Annotated in this window: 19 protein-coding genes and 3 pseudogenes; 15 read left to right on the top strand and 7 right to left on the bottom strand. The window is 57.9% G+C overall.

Annotated features, from left to right (window positions below; genetic code table 11):
• Positions 1-241 precede the first annotated feature (241 nt).
• Genes AGR1_RS26255 through AGR1_RS26270 form a run of 4 tightly spaced genes read left to right on the top strand, consistent with a single transcriptional unit; the run spans position 242 to position 2850 of the window.
• A complete protein-coding gene (locus AGR1_RS26255) occupies positions 242-775 on the top strand; it encodes a glutathione binding-like protein (protein WP_187772302.1) in 534 nt (177 codons plus the stop codon).
• A gap of 44 nt (positions 776-819) precedes the next feature.
• Positions 820-1461 carry a DUF2239 family protein gene (locus AGR1_RS26260; protein ID WP_149148895.1) on the top strand — a complete coding sequence of 214 codons (642 nt, stop codon included), beginning with the start codon at positions 820-822 and terminating at the stop codon, positions 1459-1461.
• A gap of 22 nt (positions 1462-1483) precedes the next feature.
• The gene (locus AGR1_RS26265; protein WP_149148896.1) at positions 1484-1945 is read left to right on the top strand and encodes a DUF1330 domain-containing protein; all 462 of its coding nucleotides are present in this window, start codon (positions 1484-1486) and stop codon (positions 1943-1945) included.
• Complete coding sequence (locus AGR1_RS26270) at positions 1942-2850, top strand: alpha/beta hydrolase (RefSeq protein ID WP_149148897.1); 909 nt, start codon at positions 1942-1944, stop codon at positions 2848-2850. Before AGR1_RS26265 ends, AGR1_RS26270 begins: the two co-directional genes overlap by 4 nt.
• Positions 2851-3073: 223 nt before the next feature.
• Here AGR1_RS26270 and AGR1_RS26280 read toward each other — a convergent pair.
• A pseudogene (locus tag AGR1_RS26280) lies at positions 3074-3681 on the bottom strand (IS3 family transposase); the annotation flags it as partial.
• 506 nt (positions 3682-4187) lie between these two features.
• On the opposite strand from AGR1_RS26280, the gene AGR1_RS26285 reads away from it, so the two are divergent.
• The 3 genes and pseudogenes from AGR1_RS26285 (at position 4188) to AGR1_RS26295 (ending at position 5939) form a co-directional block, all read left to right on the top strand.
• The gene (locus tag AGR1_RS26285) at positions 4188-4493 is read left to right on the top strand and encodes an antibiotic biosynthesis monooxygenase (RefSeq protein WP_149148898.1); all 306 of its coding nucleotides are present in this window, start codon (positions 4188-4190) and stop codon (positions 4491-4493) included.
• Between the two features lie 328 nt (positions 4494-4821).
• Positions 4822-4923: pseudogene (locus AGR1_RS26290) on the top strand (DUF4172 domain-containing protein); the annotation flags it as partial.
• Positions 4924-5249: 326 nt separating this feature from the next.
• The gene (locus AGR1_RS26295; protein WP_149148899.1) at positions 5250-5939 is read left to right on the top strand and encodes an aspartate/glutamate racemase family protein; all 690 of its coding nucleotides are present in this window, start codon (positions 5250-5252) and stop codon (positions 5937-5939) included.
• 51 nt (positions 5940-5990) lie between these two features.
• Here the strand turns inward: AGR1_RS26295 and AGR1_RS26300 are convergent, their stop codons facing one another.
• Positions 5991-6902 (bottom strand): AraC family transcriptional regulator, encoded by a 912-nt coding sequence (locus AGR1_RS26300; protein ID WP_149148967.1) that lies wholly within the window; start codon positions 6900-6902, stop codon positions 5991-5993.
• Between the two features lie 93 nt (positions 6903-6995).
• Between AGR1_RS26300 and AGR1_RS26305 the strand changes: the two genes are divergently transcribed.
• Positions 6996-7823, top strand: coding sequence for an oxidoreductase (locus tag AGR1_RS26305; RefSeq protein WP_149148968.1), 828 nt, complete (start codon positions 6996-6998; stop codon positions 7821-7823).
• A gap of 68 nt (positions 7824-7891) precedes the next feature.
• Positions 7892-8752 (top strand): DUF3313 domain-containing protein, encoded by an 861-nt coding sequence (locus tag AGR1_RS26310; RefSeq protein WP_149148900.1) that lies wholly within the window; start codon positions 7892-7894, stop codon positions 8750-8752.
• A 133-nt stretch (positions 8753-8885) separates the two neighbouring features.
• Here AGR1_RS26310 and AGR1_RS26315 read toward each other — a convergent pair whose 3' ends face one another.
• Positions 8886-10235: an ATP-binding protein gene (locus tag AGR1_RS26315; RefSeq protein WP_149148901.1), complete on the bottom strand. Its 1350-nt coding sequence runs from the start codon at positions 10233-10235 to the stop codon at positions 8886-8888.
• Positions 10235-10957: a response regulator transcription factor gene (locus tag AGR1_RS26320; RefSeq protein ID WP_149148902.1), complete on the bottom strand. Its 723-nt coding sequence runs from the start codon at positions 10955-10957 to the stop codon at positions 10235-10237. The genes AGR1_RS26315 and AGR1_RS26320 overlap by 1 nt, the downstream gene beginning before the upstream one ends.
• Before the next feature lie 241 nt (positions 10958-11198).
• Between AGR1_RS26320 and AGR1_RS26325 the strand changes: the two genes are divergently transcribed.
• The 6 genes and pseudogenes from AGR1_RS26325 to AGR1_RS26350 all read left to right on the top strand — a co-directional run bounded on the left by AGR1_RS26325 (position 11199) and on the right by AGR1_RS26350 (position 17036).
• On the top strand, positions 11199-11801 hold the full coding sequence (locus tag AGR1_RS26325) for an SH3 domain-containing protein (RefSeq protein WP_246669751.1): 603 nt from the start codon (positions 11199-11201) through the stop codon (positions 11799-11801).
• Positions 11802-11841: 40 nt separating this feature from the next.
• Positions 11842-12087 (top strand): hypothetical protein, encoded by a 246-nt coding sequence (locus tag AGR1_RS26330; RefSeq protein WP_149148903.1) that lies wholly within the window; start codon positions 11842-11844, stop codon positions 12085-12087.
• Between the two features lie 416 nt (positions 12088-12503).
• Positions 12504-13631: an efflux RND transporter periplasmic adaptor subunit gene (locus AGR1_RS26335; protein ID WP_187772303.1), complete on the top strand. Its 1128-nt coding sequence runs from the start codon at positions 12504-12506 to the stop codon at positions 13629-13631.
• Complete coding sequence (locus tag AGR1_RS26340) at positions 13628-14785, top strand: ABC transporter permease (protein ID WP_149148905.1); 1158 nt, start codon at positions 13628-13630, stop codon at positions 14783-14785. The genes AGR1_RS26335 and AGR1_RS26340 overlap by 4 nt, the downstream gene beginning before the upstream one ends.
• The gene (locus tag AGR1_RS26345) at positions 14782-15525 is read left to right on the top strand and encodes an ABC transporter ATP-binding protein (RefSeq protein ID WP_149148906.1); all 744 of its coding nucleotides are present in this window, start codon (positions 14782-14784) and stop codon (positions 15523-15525) included. The genes AGR1_RS26340 and AGR1_RS26345 overlap by 4 nt, the downstream gene beginning before the upstream one ends.
• 329 nt (positions 15526-15854) lie before the next feature.
• Positions 15855-17036, top strand: a pseudogene (locus AGR1_RS26350) (Fic family protein).
• Between the two features lie 64 nt (positions 17037-17100).
• Here AGR1_RS26350 and AGR1_RS26355 read toward each other — a convergent pair.
• From AGR1_RS26355 to AGR1_RS26365, 3 genes are all read right to left on the bottom strand, one after another.
• Positions 17101-17643: an ureidoglycolate lyase gene (locus AGR1_RS26355; RefSeq protein WP_348640599.1), complete on the bottom strand. Its 543-nt coding sequence runs from the start codon at positions 17641-17643 to the stop codon at positions 17101-17103.
• Positions 17644-17810: 167 nt separating this feature from the next.
• A complete protein-coding gene (locus AGR1_RS26360) occupies positions 17811-19172 on the bottom strand; it encodes an amidase (protein ID WP_149148908.1) in 1362 nt (453 codons plus the stop codon).
• A 2-nt stretch (positions 19173-19174) separates the two neighbouring features.
• Positions 19175-19861, bottom strand: coding sequence for a DUF2848 domain-containing protein (locus AGR1_RS26365; RefSeq protein WP_149148909.1), 687 nt, complete (start codon positions 19859-19861; stop codon positions 19175-19177).
• Between the last annotated feature and the right edge of the window lie 14 nt (positions 19862-19875).

Raw genomic sequence — 19875 nt, forward strand, 5'->3', positions numbered from 1 at the left:
CGCCTCTCCAACCCAGACTTCCGGCCAATTCCTCTGAAACATTTTCCGGAGGAACTCACGTGAAACTGCCTGCCCATGACAAGAATGCACCCGCGAATCCGTTTTTCCCGCATAACTCCGCCGGCGACGTCTTTGACTTCATCGTCTGTGGCGCCGGGTCCAGCGGCTCAGTCGTCGCGGCCCGACTGGCAGAGGATGGAAACGCGCGCGTAAGCTAGTGCTGACGAACGGGCCCGCGCTGGTGCAATATCTGGCCGACCTACCCCCCCAAGCGGGTCTCGCTCCTCCCAATGCAACTCTGGAATGCACACGGCAGCAAGACTGGCTGAACTTCATCACGAGCGAGATCAACGCGGGGTCCAGTCCGCTGTTCAACAGGGATTTGCCGGAAACAGTCCGTGATATGTTCCAAACACGATCGTCCCAACGCCTCAATCTCCTGGATGCGGAGTTGACCTCGCGGTCTTACATCATGGGCGGAAGCTTCACCGTTGCTGACGCCTATCTCTATACCGTGCTGAATTGGATGGAGGCGTTGGGCGTGGAACTCGCCCGATGGCATCATCGTCTAGCTTATTTCACGCGCATCCCAGCGAGACCGCCAGTTTTGGCCGCACTGGCACGCGAGGCCGAGATCTCGCCGGTCACGTGGTGCCAGTCGCTCCGAGGATGGGCAGCAGGCAAACAGTTCCGACGAGGGTGGATATCAGAGACGCTACCGACCCACGACGATAGCAAGCGCAATATTTTTACCCGGGTAGAATTGACGCAGTAATTTAATCCGGGTATTTAGCGCGTCTCTATCAATGGGAGTGCGCAATGTCCGATCCTGCTGCGAAGACCTGTACGGCGTTTGCCGGGGACAGATTGCTGCTGAGCGGGCCATTGTCCGAGGTGGCTTTGGCGGTAAAGCGCTCTCCGGATGAGGTTGGCGCAGTCCTCGTCTTCGATGACACGACGGGGCGCCCCATCGATCTTGATTTGCGCGGAAGCGATGCAGAAGTTCTTGAGCGGTTATTGCAACCTCTAAAGGCGCACCCAAGACGCTATCGCGCCAAAACTGGAACCGGGGCCGGCTCGACGGACTCGAAGGAAATGCATACCAAGGCACTGCGTGGCCGACCAAAGCTCGGTGTCGTCGCCCGAGAGGTGACCTTGCTGCCCCGACAGTGGGAATGGCTGGCGGAGCAGTCAGGTGGTGCGTCCGCAACGCTAAGGCGTCTCGTCGAAGAGGCACGGAAAGGGGCGGGTTCGCGCCAACAGAGGCAGGCAGCACAAGACGCCGCCTACCAGTTTATGCATGCAATAGCCGGCGATCTGCCCGGCTATGAGGAAGTGACGCGCGCCCTTTTCGCCGACGATCAACCGGCCGTGAAAAAACGGGTCGCTGCATGGCCTGAGGACATTCGCACTTATGCGCTGCGTCTCGCATTTGGGCCGGACGACGATCAAAGCGCATAACCCGTCGCTCAATGGATAACCGATGACAATAACTGAGACCATTTTCTATCTGGAGCCGACACAGGACGCCGGTCGTGCCTTTGTAAAACGCAATCTCGATGGGCCTGTCGTGATGCTCAATCTGCTGCGCTTTAGGCCTATCGCCGACTATTCGGGCTACTCTCACCTGGCACCTGCCAAGTCGATCAGCGGGGCTGAGGCTTTCGATCGCTATATCGAACACACGCTTCCATTTTTACGGGAGGCCGGCGGTGATATCCTGTTTCTTGGTCATGCCGGCTCCTTCCTGATCGGTCCAAGCGACGAACATTGGGATCTTGCAATGCTCGTCAGGCAGGCAAGCGTCGCTTCGTTTCTCTCCTTTGCCAGCCATGCCGGCTATCTGGCTGGCCTCGGTCACCGCACGGCGGCCGTGAGGGACTCTCGGCTCCTTCCGCTGGCCGAAATGCCGCTACCACTCGCAGCCACAGGAGCGAAAGAATGAATATCGCAACAACCAACGGCATCAAACTCGCGTGGGACAGTTTCGGCGAGGCCAATGCGGAACCGATCCTGCTGATCGCGGGGCTCGGGACGCAGATGATCCGTTGGTCAGAACCCTTCTGCAACAGGTTGGCCGCCAGAGGCTATCGCGTGATCCGCTTCGACAACCGGGACGCAGGCTGCTCGACGCATTTCACCACGTCGGCCACGCCGGATTTTGGAGCGCTCGCAGCAGCGCTCGGGGCGGGGCGCAGACCCGACGTGCCCTATACGCTTTATGACATGGCGGCCGACGCGATCGGTCTCCTTGATGTCCTCAAGATAACAAGGGCCCATGTCGTCGGACGCTCGATGGGCGGCATGATCGCCCAGATTCTTGCGAGCGACTACGCCGACAGGGTAATTTCCCTAACGTCGATCATGTCGAGCACCGGCAATCCGTCGTTGCCGCAGGCGACGCGGGATGTCATGGCAATAATGATGCGCCCCGCGCCCGAGCCGGCCGTCGATCCCGAAGGCTTTCTGGCGGTACGTCTTGCGTTCGCGCGCAGGATCTCGGGGACGGGGGTTCCATTCGACGAAACGGCCCATCGCGCCCTTCTCAAAGAAGAAGTGCAGCGTTGCTACGATCCGGGCGGGACGATGCGGCAGATCGCCGCCATGGCGGTGGCCGGCGACCGGCGATCGCATCTTGCAAAGATCACCGCGCCGACGCTTGTCATACACGGAACAGAAGATCCTTTGATATCGCAAGCCTGCGGGCAAGACACGGCGCTATCGATACCGAACGCGGTCTACCTGCCGATCGGAGGCATGGGGCATGATCTGCCGCGCGAATTCGATAGTCCGGTCATCGACGCGATTTGCGACGTGGCGGGACGCCGGTCACGCTTCGAAGGGTCCTGAAGGTTCGCGGGATCCAACGATGATGTCTTGTGGTCATCGTCCGGTTCACGTGCCAGTCGACCTTAGAAGGTCACGACCGGGCCAACGATGGATTGCCCGAACATTTCGCTGACGGCTTCGGCGCCCGTGAGGACATGGAGCACAGGAAGATCCATGAGCGACAGAGTTGGCTCGGTTTGTCTGAACAGTTTCGGGCGTTTCGTTAAGTGGATTTCCGCCTCGATTATGCCGCCACCATCATTGGTGTCAGCGCGTTGAAGTAGCGCCTTATCCGGTGTCTGCCGGTCAAGGGATGAATGTGGGCGTCGAGTATTGTAAAAGGTCAGATAGCGGCCGATGCCGACGCGGGCCTCGGATACGGTCTTGTAGGCGTGAAGGTAGACCTCCTCGTATTTGATCGAACGCCAGAGCCGCTCGACGAAGACGTTGTCCCGCCACGCACCCTTGCCATCCATCGAGATGGCGATTTCCGCCTTCTTCGTCACCGCCGTGAAGTCGATCGAGGTGAACTGCGAGCCCTGTCGGTATTGAATATGTCGGGCGTGCCATAACGGGCCAGCGCTTCCTCGACTGCTGCGATGCAGAAGGCCGCCTCCATCGTGATCGACAGCCGCCACGACAGAACCCGCCGAATGAACCAGTCCACGACTGCGCAGAGATAGACGAATCCGCGAGCCATGGGGTATAGGTCAGGTCCATCGCCCATACCTGATTGGGCCGCGTAACCGCCAGCTTGCGCAAAAGATAGGGATAAATCTTGTGCCCTCCTGGCGCTGGTTTGGAGGTGTTCGGGCGACGGTAGATCGCTTCGATACCCATCTTCTTCATCAGCTAGCGACGTGCAACCGCCGAGCAGCCGAATGGCATAGCGGCGGCGCATGGGCGGAAAACAGGGCCGCTGGCGGGCTTCGCGTTTTCATCATGTTGCCGGTCCATCGCGCAGGCCCTTGAGTGAGCCTGATGAAGTTGTCACCCAGGCTTGCGTTGTGCTTGTTCGGCATGATCAGACAGCGTGGTTGCCTCGATCCAGCCAGACTGCTTCAGCGCATAACGATCTGTGCACCAAGGCTGTCCGTCTTGTAGGTCCTATACGCATCGTCGATTGTCGGAGCGCCAAGTTTCATCATTCGATCTCATTGATGCGATAGGTGGCCGGATCACATCCCTTAAATAGCTTTGATCCGGTACCCATTTTTTCAATCATTTTTGCGGCGGTCGCCATCCTACCCAAAGCGAACTTTACCATCGAACTCCTCTAATTGATCAATCGTGCAACACATGACGGCTTCACGTGCTATAGCTGGTTGCGGCACAATCGAGTGCCCATGGAGGTAATGATGACCAAATTCGCACTCTACGTTCCTCTTGAAGCAAAGCCCGGCAAGGAACAGGCAGTCGCCGATTTTCTGCGATCAGCCATTCCTCTAGTAAACGCGGAGCCTGGCACGATTTCCTGGTACGCAATCCAGGAAGGTCCAGGTTCGTTCGCAATCTTCGATACGTTTGACGATGAGGGCGGAAGAGATGCCCACTTGAATGGCCAAGTCGCTGCGGCCTTAATGGCCAAGGCGGAAGAAGGAGATCTGTTTGCCAAGCCGCCACAAATCCACAAGTTGGCTATCATCGCTGACAAACGGTCGTGAGCGCCAATATCTCAAGTCCTGGCGGAGTAAGCTGAACCTTTAAATCCACAAAGCGTTGGGCCTCCGGCAGGTCGTCTTCGCCCGGCGTTTGCATGAACTGGAAGGCGAGACCTCAGACGGCATGAACAGCTTGATGCGCACCGATTTTAGCGCTGACGGTTCGATTGACTTGATTGTCAATTGACGCGGAGAAGTCGCTCGGGAAGTTACTTGTCGATCGCTGCTTCTTGAATGGAGAGCCGCAGCATGTAGTGCTGAGCGATAGACAGGCGTGCAATAACTCATTTTTGGCAATAATCATGAGTTATAAAGAGGGCGTCTATAACTCGTGACATGGAATTGGCAAAACACTGATTGGCCAAATTTCAGATACGACACCGCAAGCCTGGTACCGTTGGAGCAGAGATTCCTGCAATCCGCTGGCGAGGTTAAACCGGCAGCTGTCACCTACCTTGCTCCCAATCCAGTCGAGCGCCGCAAGCACCGGACGCCACACTGCGTTGTTCGACCTGAATTCCAGAACCGAAAGCAAATCCGGCAGCATGCGCCGGTAATGGTCTGCGGAGTTCCCTCCGCTGCACTTTAAGCGTAAATTCGGCGAAGCGGGCGGCGGCCATCGTTCAGGTATTCCTCCCACTCAATTGGTGGTTTTCCTGACGTTGCACTCGTACCGGGGTAGCGAATATGGGTGGCCTGGTTTCTGCTCAAGGGCCCATTGAGCGGTAACAGACCTAACGTATGAAAATGGAGAAACATTTGAAGACCATCGGCATACTTGGCGGAATGTCCGCGGCATCAACCCAGATTTATTACCGGGAACTCTGCAGGCTTACCCGCGAGAGCCTGGGAGGACTTCATTCTCCCGAGCTTCTCATACGGTCTGTCGATTTCGACGAAATCGAAAAGTTGCAGGCATCCTCCGATTGGGACGCGGCGGGGCACATCCTCAATGAACATGCTATCGCGCTGCAGCGCGGAGGTGCCGACCTCCTCATCCTGGCGACGAATACCATGCACAAGGTGGCGGACAAGATCTTGGGCGGGGTGTCGATCCCGTTCGTGCACATCGCGGACGCAACTGCAGCCGCTATCCTCAACCGCGGTTTCCGGAGACCGGGTTTGATGGCAACCACCTTCACCATGGAGCAGACCTTCTACACCGACCGCCTCATCGCTCAGGGGCTGTCGCCAGCGACCCCTGAAGCTGATGATCGAGCTGAAACGCACCGTATTATCTATGAAGAGCTGTGCTGCGACATCGTTCACGAGGAGAGCCGCTTGACCTATGAACGGATTGCGCAGCGTCTGATCGACAAAGGCTGCGACTGTCTTATCCTTGGCTGTACCGAGGTGGGTATGCTGTTAAACCAGGATAACGTAGGCGTTCCCGTCTTCGACACGACCCTTGTTCATTGTAAAGCCGCCCTTCAAGCCGCCTTACAATGAAATGTTGTGTTCTGACGGTCGATCGATTGTGAGAACGATGAGGGGCAATGGTCAAACCTGTTCGCCCAAGTGATGCCGGACCCACTTCACCTCCTCCGATGCGGTACGCCCGAAATGCCGTCTGAAGTCGCGGCTGAATTGCGCCGGGCTGACATAGCCCACTGACGCCGCCACCTCTGCAATTGTTCCGCTCTGGCGGGCGATCATCAGTCTCGCTTCATGGAGCCGCATGGCTTTCACATATTGCATGGGACTTGAGCCTGTGAGCTCCTTGAAATGGACATGGTAGGAAGGGACGCTCATTCCCGCCGCTCTGGCCAGGTTCGCAACGGTGATTTCAGAGCGGTAGTTCTCACGGAGCCAGGAGACGCTCTCGACCAGTTTTCCCGAGGTCCCCTTCCGCTGCAGGGCCGCGATCACTGCGCCGCCTTGCGGCCCTGACATGACCCGGTAATGCAGTTCACGCAGGATTGAGCCGCCAAGGACGGCGACCTCAACCGGGCTGCCAAGCGTCGCCAGCAAGCGCAGCAGCACGTCTTCGATACTGCTGTCCATCCTGCTCGAGAAGAGCCCTTTTGGCTTGGCGCTTGCAGGACCGGCGAGCTTTTCGAGCTGGGTGGCGATCTCGGCCGCCATCTGCATGTCGAACTCTAAATAAACGGCGAGCAGTGGCCGCCGTGGGCTGGCTGTAGATGTCATCCTAAAGGGAACGGGCACCGAAACGGCAAGATAGTGGTGCTCGTCATAGAGGTAGATTTCCCCGTCCAGAATGCCGTGTTTGCTCCCTTGCAATACAAACACGGCCCCCGGCTTGTAAAGAACCGGAATGTCATTCAGCACTGCTTCGGTGCGTAGAATACGGATACAACCGAGCGCGGTCTGATTGTAGCCAAGACGAGGAGCAAGTTGCCCGGCCAAGGCGGCAGACTGGTCATGTGTAGACGGCTGCATTTTACATTTCATAGGAATTGGCAAAACTCTAAGAGGATCCGCAATCGAACCCGCGTGGTCTCCAGATTATTTGTCATATCGACGGGCAATCAAGGAGTTTCAGAAATGTCGAGCAAAATGTTTTTCATAACAGGGGCGAACTCGGGCTTTGGATTGGCAATCGCCACTGCCGCAATCGAAGCCGGTCACACCGTCATCGGGACCGTCCGCTCCGAAGCCTCGCGCGAAGCGCTGGCAAAGACCCTCCCGGAACTGCACCCGGTCCTTTGCGACGTCACCGATTTTGATCGTATTCCTGTCGTGGTGCAGCAAGCGGAGGAGGAGCATGGTCCAGTCGATGTGCTGATCAACAACGCCGGATATGGGCACGAGGGTGTGCTTGAGGAATCGCCCATCGAGGAGATGCGCCGCCAATTCGACGTCAACGTGTTCGGCGCCGTCGCGGTCGCCAAGGCGTTTCTTCCAAAGTTCCGCCAGCGCCGAAGCGGCTTTATCGTCAACGTCACGTCGATGGGCGGCATGATCACCATGCCCGGCATCGCCTATTACTGCGGCAGCAAGTTTGCACTGCAGGGCATTTCAGAGGTCATGCGTTCGGAAATGGCGCCGTTCGGTGTTCATGTGACAACGCTCTGCCCAGGCTCATTTCGGACAGACTGGGCAGGTCGTTCCATGGTCCGCACGGAACGTTCCATTGCGGATTACGATAGCCTTTTTGATCCCATCCGCGAGGCGCGTCAGGCGGTGAGCGGCAAGCAACAGGGTAATCCGCAAAAGCTCGCCGCCGCGGTGTTGACCCTCATCGATTCCGATAATCCTCCTCCGCAACTTCTTCTTGGCAGCGATGCGCTCAAGCACGTGACGGCGCGGATCGAGCGGCTGCAACAGGAAATCGAAGCGTGGAAATCCCTAACCCTCGCGACTGATGGCTAAATCATGTCCGCCTTTCTGCGAACCCACGGAGATTGAACCATTTCCGATCAACGCCCTCGGAAGCGACAATGAAGCGCAATGCCTATGCGGCGTTGCTGCAACAAATCGTCATATTCGTGAAATGCTGCAGCAACATGCGTGCCTGCTTATGCGTCACGCTCCTCATGCGCCATTTCCGGATTGGGTCCGGCAAGTCTGTGCGACCGTTCGGGAGCGAGGAGACGAAAATGGATGCGCTGCTTCCGACCGTGCGAGCCTTTCACAGGGCAATATTCGTCCTGGGAATAAGCGCCCTCTGTGCGTCGTGCTCGAGCAAACCTGCCCTATATCAGGAACTGGCCTCAAGCCGTCAACTGCGCGCAACCAGCCTGCAGACGGATCAGCGGGTCGCTTTCAACACGGAGCTTAAGCCGGGTGCCCTCAAGCCTTACGCTTCAGTTCTCCTGGAACCCGTGCGGATCTATCGGGGCAAAGATAGTCAGTTTGGAGATCTGTCCGAGCAATCCAAGACGGAATTGGCCCGCTATGCCGGTCAAACTTTCAGACGCGAACTGGCACGCCAGCAACTTCTTGAACTGGAGCCAGACAAAAACACATTAAGAATGCGGGTCACGATCACCGGCGCGACAAGCAGCGTCCCGGTACTGAGTACGGCCACGAGACTGACACCCGTCGGCTTTGCCATGAGCGGGCTTCGATCTATTGGGGATAAAGAGGGCAATTTTTCCGGCGCCGTGATCTATGCGGTCGAACTCTTCGATGCCGCTAACGACAGGCTCGTTTATGCCTTCGTCACAAGGCAATATCCGAACGCCTTGAACATTGCCGCGACGGTGCTGCCCCTTGATGCGGCCAAGGCCGGGATCGAGCGTGGGGCTTCGACAACCGCGACCGCGTTGAAATCATTGATGGGTCGCGTGCGCCGGTGATCTAAGGGCGGACACGGGCATAATTTATAACGGTTTCTGTTAATCAACGGATGCCTGGTTCAGGCTCCTCGAAACCTGAACCAGGCGATGCCGTTATGAAACAAGCTCGAGCGGTGTTGGAAATCCACTGCATCTAATATTCGTATATCGGAAGCCGAACCTCGATCCGGGCGCCGCCGCTGTTCGCTGTCCCGATCGAGAGGTCGCCTCCATGGGCCTCGGCAAGGTTCTTGGCGATCGCCAGCCCGAGCCCCGCCCCGCCTGTGTCGCGATTGCGGGAAACTTCGCCGCGAACAAAAGGCTCGGTCAGCAGATCGGCCGACTCCGCGGGAATGCCGGGACCATCGTCTTCGACACAGAGCACCACATATCCGGCGTCGACCATGACGGAGACATGCGCTGATCCTGCGTATTTGATGGCGTTGTCGATGAGATTGCCGATCACCCGTCTCAGCGACAGCGGATCTCCCAGGATGAACGTACTTCCGCCGGCCTGAGCCAGAAAGCTGACGTCGGCCCCTGTCTTCTGCCTTTCGCTCACTTCACTGCGTGCGAGAGGGGTGAGATCAATGAGCTCCTGAGGAAGGTCACCGGCTCCGATCCGGGCGGCGAGCAGCGCATCGTCGAGCATATGTATCATGTCTGTGATGTCGCGGATCGCCCGCTCCCTCTTGTCCGCGTCGGGTATGGCATCCACCTTCAGCCGCAGTCGCGTTGCGAACGTCCGGACGTCGTGAGAAATGCCCGCAATCATTGCCATTCGGGACCGCAGCAACTGTGAGAGCCGGTGCTGCATCTGATCGAAAGCCGTGACCAGAGCCTTGATCTCGGCACTTTGTCCCTTTGTGTCGGGAAAGCTGATCGTTTCGCCATTCAGGTCGATGTGATCGACGGCGCGGGCCAGTGCGCCAAGGGGTCTGATCTCGCGGTAGAGAGCGACTAAAGCTGCGAGTGCCGCTAAGCTTCCAAGAAGACCGGCGCCGAGGCCTATCGGCAGTCCGAACGGCGTGGCGATGACCGGCGAGGTATTGTGGATGATCAGCGTCTCGCCCGTGCGCATGCCAATTCGGAATTCAAATGTCGATTTGTCGTTCCAGGGGAAATGGGGAATGTCCCTTTCCTCCCGCAATGCGGCAAAGCGAGAGACGGTGATGGGCCGGTCGCCCAGGCGACTGCGATATTGCCGGGCAAGATCGTCGCTCACATTTCCGGACGCATCTCTGGATTCCATTTTCTCGGACGGCATAACGATACGAATGGACAAGACCGGCGTATTGAGTGCTGCAAGGATACCCGGCCGTTGATCGGGATGGGCATCTTCCAGCGCCTCGACGATGGCAGCAAGTCGATCGGGTGACGGTCTAAAACTCTGCTCCTCCCAATCCTTGCCGAGGTATGAGCTCATCACCATAATCAGCCAGACGATCAGTATCAGCACAATGATGATGGCCGAGAGGCGACGGGCAAGAGTGAGGGATGCCACTACGGCACCTGCTGGACGAGCGCGGTGAACAGATACCCACCGTTTCGCACTGTGTTGATCAGGTTGGAACCGGGGCTCGCCGTCTCGAATTTTTTCCGCAACCGGGAAATCAGGACGTCAACGGTGCGATCGAACGGTTCGGCCGAACGCCCCCGGGTCCAGTCCAGAATCTGATCGCGCGTCAGCACACGGCGCGGCCGATTGAGGAAGCAGGCAAGCAGATCGAACTCCGCGCTGGTCAAGATGAGGGGGACACCCTCGATGTCGGAGAGCTGGCGCGCATCGAGGTCGACGACGAAATTGTCGAATGTGAACCGGCGTGAAGGGGCGGTGACAACCGGGTTGCGCATATGGACGCGGCGCAGAATCGCCCTGATGCGAGCGGTGAGCTCGCGGGGACTGAACGGTTTGACCAAATAATCATCGGCGCCGACTTCCAGGCCGACAACGCGATCGATCTCATCACCCTTGGCTGTCAGCATCAGGATTGGCACGGCGTTAGTCGTTCGCAACCTGCGGCAAATGGAAAGGCCGTCCTCTCCCGGTAACATAAGATCAAGGATGACGAGGTCCGGAACCGCTTTGCTGAGCGCGTCGTCCATATCGCGACCGTTGCTGGACTGAATGACGATGAAACCTTCAGCAACGAGAAGCTCCGCCAACAGGGTACGGATCTCGACATCGTCTTCAACAATCAGGATCGATGGGTTGGGTGTTTCCATGCACACAGTTTTGTAGGGTCAGTCGTGAAACGCAAGCATCTATTGGCATTTTTACAAGCGCTTGCAGCCCGTTAACAAACTGAAACAAAACGACATGCGCTGTTCAAAGGCGGTTTACGGCGCACCGCTAAATCTCCTCATGTCGATTGTCAGGCTCGAAGGCTGACATCAACAAGACGCTCGCTGCCGGGTCGCTTCGGCGCGTCGAGCACCGGGCGCCATATCAATCAGGAGAATGTTGATGCGAAACTGGAAAAAGACATCGCTTGGCGTGGTGGCGGTACTTGCCGCAACGGTCGGTACCATGATTCCTGGCCAGGCATCGGCTGCCATGTCCGCCGTCGCGGTGACGAATGTCAACATGCGGGCAGGCCCAAGCACAGCCTATCCTATTGTTATCGGCCTTCCATCGCAGGCCGCTCTGACGGTTTACGGCTGCACGGCAAGTACGTCATGGTGCGATGTGTCCTGGGGGCGCGAGCGGGGATGGGTTTCGGCGAGTTACGTACAGGTGTTCTATCGCGGCGCCCCAACGGTGGTGACGCCGGTGGTTGCCCCGGCCGTGGGCATAACCGTCGTCAGCTTCAATCAGACGTATTGGAATACCTATTACGTCGGTCGTCCCTGGTACGGCCAGTGGAATGCCTATTATCGCCCCGCAGCACCTCCGCCCCGTGGTGGCGCGGTTGGTGGCTGCAACGATCGCGGCTGCGGTGGGGCGGTTGTTAGGCCGGGCCATGTTGCCTTCGGCCATTGCGCCGATGGGACCTGCAGCGGAACCTCAATCAATCGCGGACCCTTCGGCAACGTCCGAGTCCGTCATGGCTCAATCTCCCGTGACTGACAGTCCCCTCCAGAACCACGCAAAACGTGAGATCATTACCATGAACAAATATGCAATCGCTCTCGCCCTTTCCCTTGTCGGTGCTTCGAGCGTTTCGGCCCAGCAACTCTCGATGTCTCAGAAACTGCAGATCCGGGACGATTGTAGCGCAGACTTCCGCGAGCTTTGCCCCGGTCTGCGCCCAGGGGGTGGTCAATTGATGGGCTGCATCCAGAGCAAAAAGGATCAACTTTCTAAGGTCTGCTCTGAGACGCTCGCGAAAGTCATGCCAAAGAAGCCGGACTAGGTTCGTTTCCGCTCGCCGCCGCCCCACGGAGAGCGGACGGACTGCGCCTGGCAACCATATCCGCGGATGCCAGGCGCTTTAAATCATATTCTCTCAGATGCCATTCTCGGGTTGGTGCTATTTTCCGACGTCTACCGCGATAGATGCCGCCGCATAAAGGCGCGGCACCATGATTATAACATTGCCTGGAGTGTAGTCTCTTGCATCCAAGAAAAGCCAATATGCCGAGGGAAGAAGGGCCACGGGGGAAAGATATCACCCATCAACTGACGGGTGCGCCCGGCGGCGAAAACAATGTCGATCCGGCGCCGTCATCCTCTGTCGCGCCAATCGGCGATCGATCCCCCGAAGCTCCGAAGCCGGAGAGCCTTGTCCGGCCTCCTTCAGCGCCCCGTCGGCCAGGCAGGACGGTGGCGATGTTTGTCGTCAGCTTGCTCGCAGGGGCGGCAATTCTGCTGTCGATCCGCTATCTGGTGCCAAAGCCCGCAGAGTTGATGCCGGTGGGTCCGAGCCTCTTCGAAGCTGAGATAAAGGGTCCCGGTACCTTGGATGCAATCAACAAGGCTAATGTCAGTTCCAGTTTGCAGGGAGTCATTACGGCTCTCCATGTCGATCGCAATGACGTGCTGCGAAAGGGAGAGATCATTGCCGAAATCAGCGCCGACGAGTTGAAAGCGCAACTTAGCGTTTCTCGTGCCTCGCAAGAGGCGGCACGCAAGGCGGTGGAAGCATCGTATGCCGACAGCCGGCGCGCTGAAGCAACGCTTGCGAACGCCCGCTCGACGCTTGCCCGTCAGGAGGAGCTGCAGGCCACCGGCACGTCAACGCGTTCAGCGCTGGAATCCGCTCAAACCGCAGTCCAGCAGGGCGAAGCTGATTTATCCAAAGCGCAATCCGCTATCCGACAAGCCGAAGCACAGGAGGCTGAAGCCGCTGCAACGGTGGAAGTGAATCAGGCGCAGTTGGACAAGTCGGTCATCAAGGCTCCGATCGATGGCATTGTGGTTGCCCGAGACCTCAATCTCGGCGATGTCGTTTCGCCTGGCAGCGCGATTGTTGAGCTTGTCGATCCTTCAAGCATCGTGCTGACGGCCCGCTTTGATGAAAGCGCGATTGCTTCGCTATCCCAAGGCCAAGACGTAAAAATCACGTTCAATTCGCAAGGTGAGCTTCCTGTCGACGGCAAAGTCCTCCGCATTGGGCGGGAGGTCGACACCGAGACGCGAGAGTTCACCGTCGACATCACGCCGCAGCAACTGCCATCGAATTGGGCGCTTGGGCAGCGTGGTATTGCTGTCATCGCCCTTGAAGGCAGGTCAGACGTCATTTCCGTTCCCGCTTCGGCAATTGTTCGAAAAGATGGGCATCCCGGGGTATGGACGGCCGCTGGAGGCCGCGCTTCGTGGCGGCCTGTGGAACTCGGATCGATTGGCGGAAACATGGTTGAGGTGCGGAGTGGTCTCGATAAGGGAGATGTCGTCATGACCGACCCAAAGCGGGCCTACGCCTTCATGCCTGTCGCCCGCTCGGAGTCATGGCCATGAATATTGCCCTCAAGGACATCCGCCACAATCTGGGACGTTTTTTGATGACCGCTGCAGGCGTTGCGTTTCTGGTCACTGCGTCTATCGGCATGATCGGTCTCTACATGGGTATCGTTGAGGATGCGCTGGTGATTATTGACCGGATCGGCGCCGATATGTGGGTGGTGCAAGGAGGGCGGTCCGGTCCCTTTTCCGAAAGCTCGGCGATATCCTCCGAGATGGATCGCCGGGTTGAGAGTATTGCCGGCGTGGCGGGTGTCCGGCGTTTCGTGCAGATCAGCCAGCAATTTGCCTTTCGTGACCGGCAATTGCGCGCCTCCATTACGGGGCTCGACTATCCCAAGGACCGTGGGGAATGGGTGCCGCTGACAGCAGGTCGATACCTGGAAAACGGCCACTTCGAGGCGATTGCAGACGCAAGCATCGGGCTCAGTCTCGGTGACCGGGTCCGGCTGGGCCAGGACGATTACACCATCGTTGGCCTGGCGCGAGGGATGGTCGACATGAGTGGTGACGGGCTCCTCTTCGTTACCGTGAACGATGCCATGGCAATCGCTCAACGGCGGACAAGCGAAGAGGTGCTGCTTGCCCGAAAGGAACCGGGCTCCGGCCAAAGCACAAGCGGTAGCTCGGTGCAACAGGATAGCAAGATTGCCGCGACGCTGGTGACGCTGGAGCAGGCTGCTGACGAGAAAGCCGTCCGCGCGGCGATCATGGCCTGGGGAGACGCAAACGTCCTGAGCAAGGCCGATCAGGAAAACCTGCTTCTGAACCAGAGGCTTTGGCGGCTGAGAGTGCAGATCCTCTCCTTCACTGCGGTCCTTATGTTGGTGATGGCGATCGTCGTTTCGCTGATCATCTACATGCTGACCATGGAAAAGCGTCATCAGATCGCCATGCTGAAGTTGATTGGCGCACGCAACTCCGTCATTGTCGGCATGATCGCCCAGCAGTCCTATCTGATCGGGGCAGGCGGCTTGCTTCTCGGCCTTGGCTTGTCTCATCTGATCTTCCCCTACTTTCCGCGCAGGGTCGTGATCGATCTTCCTGACATCGGTATGCTTGCGCTTGCCATGGCTGTCATCTGTGGCTTTGCCAGCCTGCTTGGGATTTCGAGGGCTCTCAAAGTTCGGGCGCAGGAAATTCTGTCATGAGCGACGCACCCATTCTCAGCGTCCGAAACGCAGCCCGCCACTACCGCAGCGGCGAGACCGTGGTGCGTGCCCTTGACGGTGTCTCCTTCGATATTCATCCGGGCGAAGTTGTCGGCATCCTGGGGCCCAGCGGGTCGGGCAAAAGCACACTGCTGCTGATTGCTGGCCTTTTGGAACCGCCAACGATGGGCGAGATCTATATTCGCGAGCGGCTCGTTTCAGAGCCGGGTGCCGACCTCGACAATCTTCGTGATTTCAGGCGCAACAATATCGGCTTTGTTTTCCAGAAGGCCAACCTCATTCCGTTTCTGACGGCGGTGGAAAACGTGGCTCTGGCGCTTGAGATCGACGATGTGCCTTCGCGGGCGGCGCGCGACTACGCTTCGCATTTGCTCGGGAGCGTCGATCTTGCCCACCGCGTCGGCAATCTTCCGGCACGGCTGTCGGGAGGCGAACAGCAACGCGTGGCAGTCGCCCGGGCACTTGCGAATGATCCTGCCCTTGTTCTTGCAGACGAGCCGACGGCGGCGCTCGACAGTGTGCGCGGACGGCAAGTGATCTCTCTCTTCCGGCAGATCGCCGATACGAGACGGGCGGGCGTCGCGGTTGTTACCCATGATCCGCGTGTGCAGGATCTGTTTGATCGAACTATCGAACTTAGAGATGGTCGGATCGTCGCAGAGAATGTTAGGGGGCCCGATACGGGCGGATTGGCCGATGCGATTCGGAGCCGGCCATGACAAGCTGCGATCGACAATGCGGTGGCCGCAGCAATACGGCCACACCATAGGCCGCCGCAAACACCATCGCGAACACGACGCCGAAAAAGGGCACGAGAAACGATGGGGTCGAAATGAGGAGTACTGCGATCCCGAGATTGACCACTACCGTTGCTGCTGCATATAGGATGTTTCCGCTAACATATTCAACGTATTAGGCGCCTATGCCGCCTGGATTGAAGGTAAGGATTTCAATATTGACGTGTTAATTAAGCGGGCTTATCTACGTCTGTCGCTTAATTAAATGAAATGCGCCTTGCTTAAATAAGGGGAGCGACTGATATTGCGTTATGTCTGATTCCCAATCCAGAAACCGCCTGGGTCGTTTCGTCTAGACGGTCGCTGCCAGTGAAACAGTGCGGGCGTTCGTGCCCCCACCATTACCGCCCGAACCGGCGATTGATGTGCTATCATTGCTCGAGCGTCTCAGCTTGGCTGAGCGCGCGCTAGGACGCCTGGATGGCATCACAATGCTGCTGCCGAGACAGGAGCTGTTTCTTTATATCTACGTAAGAAAAGAAGCCGTTCTTTCCTCGCAGATTGAAGGCACGCAGTCGACGCTTTCTGATCTCTTGCGGTTTGAGACCGAAGCTCAAGCCGCGCAGCCGGTTGATGATATCCGTGAAGTGTCCAACTATGTTGACACCATGATGTATGGTTTAGAGCGGCTAGAAACGCTTCCCATGTCGTTGCGTCTGATCCGTGAATTGCATGCCAGACTCCTACACAGTGGTCGGGGAGGCACCAAGGATCCGGGAGAGTTCCGCCGCTCGCAAAATTGGATTGGTGGCACGCGCCCCGGTAACGCACTCTTTGTACCGCCACCCGTCATTGAAATGGCCGGTTGCCTGGACGCGTTCGAGCGCTTCATGCATGATGACCAATCGAGGTTACCGGCGCTGATCAAAGCTGGTCTGCTGCACGTGCAGTTTGAAACGATCCATCCGTTTCTCGATGGTAATGGCCGTATCGGCCGCCTGCTGGTCACCCTATATCTTTGCATGAACGGCGTTTTGCGAAAACCGCTGCTTTATCTCAGCCTCTATCTGAAGTCCCATCGGAGAGAATACTGTCGGCTACTGCAAGAGGTTCGTGAACATGGTAACTGGGAAGCTTGGCTAGAGTTTTTCCTAATCGGCGTCGCCGACACGGCCAATCAAGCGTTTGAGGCTGCTACTCAGATCGTCGATCTTTTCAAGGAAGATCGGGAGCGGATAACCGTAGGGAGTGATAGAGCAGGATCGGCTCTTCGTATTCACGAGCTTTTCCAGCAGAATCCTTTTCACACGGCAAACCAGATTGTTCGGGTGACCGGTCTGTCCGCACCAACGGTCAACGCTGCACTTGCCGACCTAGAACGATTGGGCATCGTTGATGAGGTCACCGGCCGCAGGCGCGGCCGCGTGTTCAGCTATCGACGATACCTCGCAATTCTAAGTGAAGGCACAGATCCCCTACCTCTCAATTCATGACAAATAGATGGGCTGAAAGTTCGATTTTCATCAAGAGCTTATACCCTGCCGATCGGGGCCTGCGTCATCGTAATTTGATGCGGACAGGCTGATTGCCAAGGTCATACAGCACGGTTTCATTCGCATGTGGCAGCTGGTTTAGTTGCGCCACGAGAGCCAAAGTGGTCGAACAGCGCGTCAGCATCATACAGGTCGAACCCCGGCTGCGCGTCGCATGCCAGACGCCTCGTTTCATGCACACACCCTGCCCCGGCTCGATGTGAAAGGCTCTCGCGGTGGAAAGGTCCGGACCGCCGTTCTGTCCGGACAAGGCGACAACCTGAATGATCGAGCCGATCAATGGCACGACAGCCTGTTCGGTTAGCACGTGTTTTTCAAAAATGGCCACCGACGGATCGTCATTGCGATAGTTTACCCAGAGGATCTCGGTCTCACCGTCCTGTCCGACATCGAAAAGATGCTCCTGCCAGAAATCGGTGGCGGCATTTGAGAACGCCACCGGATTACCGGCAGTCGGATAGGGTTTGCCAAGCATTATGCCAAAAGAGGAAAATTCGGCCTGGAAAAGGGTTTCGACATCAAGCGGCCTAGTCGAATGATAAAGCATTTGTTCTGATCCTTTCAATCACGCCCATCACGAATCGACTCAGATGGAAAGATTGGCATTCACGAGGTCGGTCATCAGCATATGTCCCGGGGCGTGGGTGATAGAAAGGCCGGTGAGGCGTCGGCGATCGCGCGAGATAGGCAGCGGAGCCCGGTGCGAAGGTCATATCATGCAGCCCTTGCATTCAATGCATGTTCGATGGCGAGGCCGACTGACAGGATATCTGCATCGGTCATAGGACCGCCCGCGATCATCAGGCCGACCGGTGCGGAACCCGCCGTGTGGCAGGGCACTGAAAGTGCGCATCCGTTAAGGAAGTTGATGATCGAAGGGTTGCGCAACGTCAAGCCGTTGGCGGCAAAGAAGGTTGCGTCATCGGCTTCGAGCGATGCCACGGTCGGCGCGATAGTCGGCACAGTCGGCAGCAGGATGGCGTCAAAGGATGCAAGCTTGTCATTGACACCCAGTTGCCATGCAGTGCGGGCCTCAAGCACATCGATATAGTCTGCGGCGCTCATGTCCCGGCCACGCAGGATGCGGCTGCGGACGCGGTGGTCATAGGTGTCGCCGCGGCTTTCAAGCAGGTTGCGATGCCAGTGCCAGGCTTCGGCTGCAATCAGCCCGCCCTTGGCATTGACGGTGGCAAGCTGGGCAAATTCCGGCACGTCGATCTCGACGATGTGTGCGCCCGCTTCCGACAGAAGGCTCAAGGTTTCAGCAAAGGACGCGGCAACATGGTCGTCCACATCGTTGAGAACCACGGTCTGCGGCACGGCCAATCTCAGTCCGGCCAGTGGTATCGGCCGGATCGATCGGTCCGTTTCTCCGGAAATGATGGCGTCGATCACCGCGCAGCAGGCAACGCTTGCCGCAATTGGGCCAATGGAATCGAGCGAGGTCGAGAGCGGCAGAACGTGCTCGCGGCTGACGCGGCTGGCGGTCGGCTTGAAACCGGTAAGGCCGCAGAACGCGGCCGGAATGCGGATCGATCCACCGGTATCCGTGCCAATGGCGGCAACTGCCATGCCGTCCGTGACGGAGACCGCAGCACCGGAGGATGACCCCCCTGGAATGCGCCCGGTGGAACGGTCGTAGACATTGAGCGGCGTGCCGTAATGGGGATTGAGGCCGAGACCGGAAAAGGCAAATTCGCTCATATTGGTCGTGCCAGTAATGACCGCACCTGCGCGAACCAGTGCCTGCACCACCGGAGCATCGGCCGCCGCTGGCGCTGACTGGTTATTCGCAACACTGCCAGCCGTCGTCACTTCACCGGCGAGATCGAACAGATCCTTCACCGAGATGGCGATGCCTTCCAGCGGAGAGCGAACCTGTCCGACGCCGCGCATGACATCGGACGCATTCGCCATGGCGCGGGCACGGTCATCATTGCGACGGATGAAGGCTTTTGCACCCTGACCTGCCGGATCGTCGATTGCGGCGATTGCGGCATCGACAAGCTTCCGGCTGGTGGTTTGCCTTGACGCAAGTAATGCGGATACGTCTGCAATCGTCGGGTAAAGGGTCATCTTTATTGAACCTCCGGCAGGGTTTCGATCGTGTAGCCGTGGTGGATGCTGCGGTTTAATACGGGATCGAACAGCTCCATGGTAAAGCGAGCGGACGGACGAATACCGCCGATGGCGCCGACCGTACCACAGATCATGCCAGTTTTTTCCGGCAGTTGTTGTGCGCCGCCAGTCAGCCCCAGGATCAGGTCTTGCGGCGTGCGCAGGCTCGAAAGTGGCCCCTCCTGATAGAGCGTCCGGGCATTGTTCTCGTCAATCCAGGAGCGGATGATCAGCTGATCCCAATGGTCAGCAACCTCGGCAAAAGGCCATGCAGTGCTGGCAATCGGCTTGGGGCAGATCTGCTTTGACAGAGCAACGCTATGGGCTTCGAGCTTGCGGTCGGTGTGGTCGGAGGCAAGCGAAACATAGAGATCATCGCCGGAGCGGAAGATGAAGGTTTCAACCTCGCCGGAGCTTTCGGTACCGACTGATTGTATCACATCGGTCTGGACGGCGCTGTTTTCGGAAACGCGGTAATAGAGCGGCACGGTGCTGGGGCGCGGCACGCCGATGGCCGCCAGTTCCTCGATATGGTGATCAATGGCAGCCCGGTCACGACCGGCCCAGCCTGCGACGACGAGTTGATCGATCTCGATGTCGAGGTCATTGCGGGACGATGTGGTTTCGATCGTGAAATGCAGTTTCATGAGATATATTCCAG

The sequence above is a fragment of the Agrobacterium sp. B1(2019) genome, assembly GCF_008274755.1.
In the GTDB taxonomy this organism is placed as follows: domain Bacteria; phylum Pseudomonadota; class Alphaproteobacteria; order Rhizobiales; family Rhizobiaceae; genus Agrobacterium; species Agrobacterium salinitolerans.